The sequence below is a fragment of the uncultured Ruegeria sp. genome (assembly GCF_947504215.1).
Classification (GTDB): domain Bacteria; phylum Pseudomonadota; class Alphaproteobacteria; order Rhodobacterales; family Rhodobacteraceae; genus Ruegeria.
Genome location: NZ_CANNGO010000029.1, coordinates 1 through 4,617 on the forward strand (window position 1 = coordinate 1; position 4,617 = coordinate 4,617).

The following is a 4,617-nucleotide window of genomic DNA, read 5'->3' on the forward strand; positions in this document are numbered from 1 at the left end:
GCCTCGAAAAACCTTGCAATACCAAACACCAGCAGAGAAATTTGAAACCTGTGTTGCGGCGATCAGTTGAAACCACAGCTCAGACCGGTCATCTGACAATTTCAGTAGGCCACCGGGCCGGTTCAGATGGCATCAAGGTCAGCAACGCGGACAAAGCGACACTTCGCTGCGCATGCACGAATGTCTTCTTTCAGAGCAAGTCACGAATTCCAAGCCAAATTTCATTGGCATGTCAAAGATAAGGGCATTCGACACGCCTACATCAAACATGGAACGCCACAACTCAACGGGAAAGTGGAGCGATCTCACCGGTCCGATCAACAAGAATTCTATCAGCTTCTCAATTATAAGGGCGACGTAGATCTCGATGCCAAACTCGATGAATGGGAGCGGTTTTACAACTTCGCAGGGCCACATGTCGCGCACAACGGCCAGACACCTTACGAAGCTCTTAGAGACAATCTACAATAACCCGAAAAGTGTCCCGCGGGTTCGTCCAGGTTACACGCAGCGCAAATTATGTTTGGGTGGCGGAATTTCAAACAATCTTCGACTGGCTCTTCTTTATGGCAAACTACCATCTGGACCGGTGTAAGGTTCGCGCCAAGACCAACTGTCGATGAACATTACCACATTATCCAGTGATGGAATCTCATCCCCCTGGATTAAATTGTAGCTGTATGAAACTTTGTCGACAGTGACCTCAGGTGACGAGATTTCGATGATTACCACTTGGGATTTGCCATCAACCTCACCTGACAACGCGGCGTTTGGTGGGTTTGCGTCAAAACTGTTTTGGCCAGTGCTCCAGACATCAAAGAAGTGGTCGCGTGTTATGACGCCTGCGCTCCGGTAGGGTTGGTCAGAAAACACCGACACTTCATCATCGACACCGTACAGAACAAGTTTTCCATCTGCGAGTTCAGCTTTGTTTGCGGATTCAACAAATAGGTAGGTTTTCTTATCTGTATCTTCGGCCATAGCCAAAGTTGCCAATAGAATCCCTATTAGCGCTGTAGAGAATAGTTCTTTCTTGAAGTTTTTGCTCCCGCGTGAAGATTCCATTGTTTCATCGTCGTCGTCATTCAGAATTGACGTCGTTCTAATGCAGAAGGGCGACATACATGCAGCAACTCCGCTAAAACGCAGTTTCCCATGTGTAACCAGACGATATTATGCAATCTGACTCGGCTTCAATCTTTGCGTTTCGTTAAGAGTGATTAATTCGCCCCAGAAATGTAAACTAATACCCGAAGTTGGGCGAAGAAACGAGATGTTTGACGCCGTGCGCTGATTTACTGACGAGAATTGAAAGATCACTCAGCCGGTTTCACATGATTTCGATTTCACTTTGTGGTTGTTTGGTTAAGACTGTTCCATGTCTCTTGAAACGCGTGATGGCGCACGCAAACTTAAAAAGAGCGAACATGTCTTAAGAACCATGTTCTTCGTGTAATGGTCTGCTTGAATTTACCCAGATGCAGCAAGCCGCTTAGGGAGTATGAGATGATAACGACAGCAAGAATTCTCGGAACAGCAATGATGACAGGTATGATCGCGACCGCGGGCTTGGCGCAAACATCAGAGGACAAGACTGCACCTGAAAGCTTTTTGTTTGTTCAGCATGCAGATATGGCGACGTTTGCAGGCACAACACTTACACTGGAGGGCGCGGACAACAGCATCGTCGTGTTTACTGATCGACCTCATCGGGCTGCATCCACAATACCGGTGTCTGAGCTTGTAACGAGATGGGGAGAAGGGGACGATAGTTTTGCCGCCGATCCGCCGAATGCCGCACTGGTCGGCGAAACCGAAGATGGGAAACCCGTTTCCTTGATTGTCGAGATAACAGACCCAGCGCTTAGCGATGGTGCGATGAGTTATCAATACAAGGTCATCAAAGGTGACGAACAAACTTCAATCGAAAACCCCTACGTGGTGATAGACGGTTCTACTTGGACTCTCTGGGCCCAAGGGTTCGCGAATGATATGGTGGGCGCCGGTGCAACGGGCAGCAGCCAAATTTCAACAGCAGTTACGATTGATACTGATGGGGCTGAGGTAACCGGCAACTAGCCTGCCCCTTAGAGCAGGCTAACCGGTTTTTAACGAAAAATTTCATACGCAGATGAAGAATTCGTTAAAGGCAGTTGGCTGTCGCGCAATCAGCGATCGGAGGATTCTAATGAACAGTTTGAACGATATCACCTATCGTAACTCAGGAGACAATAGACCTTCTTACGCAAACCAAAGCAAACACTCTGTTCTCAGGATGCTTTTATCTAGGATCAAAAAATGAATCAGAACATCAAACTTTTTTCCATCGCGATTGCCACAGTTGGCTTTGGAACCGCAGCAATCGCGGACTCATCCCAAGACTTTACGTCTGCGGAAAGCGTTCTCCTTGTACAGCACAGCGACAAGGCCGCGATGTCCGACGGTGTGCTCACGCTGGTGGGCGCCGACAAGAACCTCATTATGTTCACGGATCGGCCGCACCGAGCCGCCGCAGCCATCCCAAGTGAACATCTGGTAAAAATCTGGAGCGAGGGAGACGATAGCTTTGCTTCTGATCCACCAAACGCCGCTCTTGTTGGCCAGCAAAATGGCAATCCCGTTTCATTGATCGTCGAACTGACAAACCCAAGGGCATCAGATGACGATTTCATGTTCGGGTACAAACTTATCGAGGGCGAGGAAATCACCGAGATTGATCAGGCATACATCGTAATTGACGACTGTTTTATCTGTCTTGGAGACGTCGCAAATTTGGCCACAGGTAACCCTTTAGATTACATCCTAAATCCAAATGACCCAAAATGACTTCAAAGGTGGGTTCGGCTGGGCAGTGTTCTCCGGCTCTGTCGCAAAGTTTTCGTAAGGCAGCATCGGTTGAGTTGATTTCTGATGGAATGGACATCCCCTGATCTTTCATCTGCAAGGTTTTGAAGATGGGACCCATCAGGTGGTCAGCAAGATGGCGGACTGGGAGCTTGCCGGCATAGGTCTGGTGAAGAATGTGTTTCACACATTGTGGGTGTAGTGCCACAGCAAAAGTGGCTTTTCGCAAACGGTCGAGACACAACACCCTTCTATTGTTCTTTGCTGAACTGTTAGCTTGCAACATTGCGATGGAGGTCAAGCAACTTTTGTAGAAGCCTCTCAAAAGCCACCATTCGCGCATCGGGCAGCACTGGGCCCCTGGGCTCGTTTCAAGGTATTTGGGCAGTATCGATGCGGAAGGGCAGGACTTTGCGTGCCGCGGCCAAAGTCAGCTTTCGACGTTTCAGACAGCCACCATATCAACTTCGGCAGTAGAGAAACCAAAAGAAGCGACCATCTTCCGGTGGGCATCGGTCCCGAGGAATCGCGAAAGAGCTGCATCGACTTCATTCAGAAGCTCTGTGTCGTTCAAACCAAAAGCGAATGACCCAAACGCAGGAGGTTTTTCCGAATTTGGCACAAGGATCAGTTCCAGCCCCCATTCCGGGTTCTGCTCGATAAAGCCGCCATGCGCTCGACCGACGCTAGCGTAGGCGTCGACAGTGGCTTGGCGAACAGCTTGAGCGGCTTCGGTATAGGTTTCGAAAATCACAATCCGGTCTGCACTGACGCCAAATTCGACCGCCGAACGATGCTGAAACTGGTCGCGGATAACCGCTATCCGGACCTCAGAGTTGTCGGCAATCGATTGATAACCGCCCAAACCTAACTGATTGCCCCTAGCAACCAGCAGCCCGTCGGGTAGCGCCCAGATCGGGCGGCTGAACAATGCGCTCTTCCTGCGCTCATCAGTTCCAAATAGGCCCGTCGTCATGCGCCATCGGCCATCTGCGACACCGGGTAAAAGTTCTGCAAATTCCGTTTCTACCGGTTCAAAATCTGCAATGCCAATTTCCGCAAACACATACCGGGCGAGTTCAACATCGCAACCCGTGACGCAGCCTGAAGCATCGACATAGTTGAATGGCGGTTCGATCAGGTAGGCAAACTTCATGGGTCATCCTCCTTGTTGTCCGGGCCATAGCTGGCGATCTTGATGGCAAGGATGCTTTCGCATTTTTCGAGCGTTGCGCGTTTTGCCTTCAGCGTTGCCGCGTGATCCAACAGGATTTGGCGGCGTTCTTCGATACCGGCATCGCCTGCTTTGGCAAGAGTCGTGAACCGACGCATTTGCTTAAGTGACATGCCAGTTTCGCGCAGCCAGTAGAGCAGAGTCAGCCACTCGATCAAACGAGGTGTGAACCGACGGTGCCCATCGGCACCACGTTCGATCTCTGGCAGCATTCCCGATTTCTCGTAGAATCTTATCGTATGTGCGGATAGCCCACAGGCTTCCACAGCTTCAGCAATTCTCATCTTCGCAAGTGCTCCTCTCACCATTGGGTAGCGGGTTAGAGTAACTCTAAGTCAATAGCGATCTTTGAAAAGCTGACCTTCGTGCATCGTGCAGCAACCGTTGCTAATGGCTCGAACCGGTCATCTGACGGTTTCGGTAGGCCATCGAGTCGATTCAGACGGCATCAAGGTCAGCAACGCGGACAAAGCTGTCGGCATCTAAGTCGCAATCAGCGAAGGTTTTGGGCCAAATACTCAACTTCATCACTTGAGCGA

6 protein-coding genes and 1 pseudogene are annotated in these 4,617 nt (G+C 50.1%); 4 read left to right on the top strand and 3 right to left on the bottom strand.

What is annotated here, in order from left to right; genetic code table 11:
* Together Q1B21_RS22215 and Q1B21_RS22220 are read left to right on the top strand one after the other, a co-directional pair.
* Positions 1 to 242 (top strand): hypothetical protein (locus Q1B21_RS22215; protein ID WP_299893250.1); only part of this gene is annotated, 242 nt, incomplete at its 5' end.
* A pseudogene (locus tag Q1B21_RS22220) lies at positions 202 to 471 on the top strand (integrase core domain-containing protein); the annotation flags it as partial. The gene Q1B21_RS22215 and the pseudogene Q1B21_RS22220, both read left to right, overlap by 41 nt.
* A gap of 93 nt (positions 472 to 564) precedes the next feature.
* Here Q1B21_RS22220 and Q1B21_RS22225 read toward each other — a convergent pair.
* Positions 565 to 1,065 (bottom strand): hypothetical protein, encoded by a 501-nt coding sequence (locus Q1B21_RS22225; protein ID WP_299893241.1) that lies wholly within the window; start codon positions 1,063 to 1,065, stop codon positions 565 to 567.
* Between the two features lie 441 nt (positions 1,066 to 1,506).
* On the opposite strand from Q1B21_RS22225, the gene Q1B21_RS22230 reads away from it, so the two are divergent.
* Together Q1B21_RS22230 and Q1B21_RS22235 are read left to right on the top strand one after the other, a co-directional pair.
* A complete protein-coding gene (locus tag Q1B21_RS22230) occupies positions 1,507 to 2,079 on the top strand; it encodes a hypothetical protein (RefSeq protein WP_299893242.1) in 573 nt (190 codons plus the stop codon).
* A gap of 219 nt (positions 2,080 to 2,298) precedes the next feature.
* Positions 2,299 to 2,826 (top strand): hypothetical protein, encoded by a 528-nt coding sequence (locus tag Q1B21_RS22235; protein WP_299893244.1) that lies wholly within the window; start codon positions 2,299 to 2,301, stop codon positions 2,824 to 2,826.
* Between the two features lie 463 nt (positions 2,827 to 3,289).
* On the opposite strand, the gene Q1B21_RS22240 is transcribed toward Q1B21_RS22235, so the two are convergent.
* Both Q1B21_RS22240 and Q1B21_RS22245 read right to left on the bottom strand, forming a co-directional pair.
* Positions 3,290 to 4,000, bottom strand: a complete 711-nt coding sequence (locus Q1B21_RS22240) for a transporter substrate-binding domain-containing protein (protein WP_299893246.1) — start codon at positions 3,998 to 4,000, stop codon at positions 3,290 to 3,292.
* Positions 3,997 to 4,362 carry a MerR family transcriptional regulator gene (locus tag Q1B21_RS22245; RefSeq protein ID WP_299893248.1) on the bottom strand — a complete coding sequence of 122 codons (366 nt, stop codon included), beginning with the start codon at positions 4,360 to 4,362 and terminating at the stop codon, positions 3,997 to 3,999. Before Q1B21_RS22245 ends, Q1B21_RS22240 begins: the two co-directional genes overlap by 4 nt.
* Positions 4,363 to 4,617: the final 255 nt, after the last annotated feature.

Excerpts from the sequence above, each read along its gene's own strand:
- Q1B21_RS22225 (WP_299893241.1), bottom strand. The coding sequence starts at position 1,065 with ATGGAATCTTCACGCGGGAGCAAAAACTTCAAGAAAGAACTATTCTCT.
- Q1B21_RS22230 (WP_299893242.1), top strand. The coding sequence starts at position 1,507 with ATGATAACGACAGCAAGAATTCTCGGAACAGCAATGATGACAGGTATG.
- Q1B21_RS22235 (WP_299893244.1), top strand. The coding sequence starts at position 2,299 with ATGAATCAGAACATCAAACTTTTTTCCATCGCGATTGCCACAGTTGGC.
- Q1B21_RS22240 (WP_299893246.1), bottom strand. The coding sequence starts at position 4,000 with ATGAAGTTTGCCTACCTGATCGAACCGCCATTCAACTATGTCGATGCT.
- Q1B21_RS22245 (WP_299893248.1), bottom strand. The coding sequence starts at position 4,362 with ATGAGAATTGCTGAAGCTGTGGAAGCCTGTGGGCTATCCGCACATACG.